The following is a 311-nucleotide window of genomic DNA, read 5'->3' as shown; positions in this document are numbered from 1 at the left end:
CGTTCCTTCCAAAGCTTCGCGCCTGCCATAGGGGCAGGCGGGAAGGCTTTTCCCTCCGGTCGGGGCTATTTCAGGGATCTTTCCGTTTTTTTTTGGAAAGGTACTTCCGTCCATCTTTACTCAAGACTATGTAGCTATACCCGGGCATTTCCAGTAAAGAAGCCCTGTAATTTTAGAAAAACCAACAAAGCGGTAAAAAACTTTTTGGCACAACATTAAGTGTTTCAGCAGGTTAAGAGTTGTATTGAAAAAAGATCAAAAAAAGACGGATAAAAAGCTTGTTTATGCAGAAAAAGGCGGTACTTTTGCAC

This window comes from Flavobacterium macacae, from assembly GCF_003865365.1.
GTDB lineage: Bacteria > Bacteroidota > Bacteroidia > Flavobacteriales > Flavobacteriaceae > Flavobacterium > Flavobacterium macacae.
The sequence above is the reverse complement of the archived record's forward strand: the minus strand, read 5'-3'. Positions refer to the sequence as shown.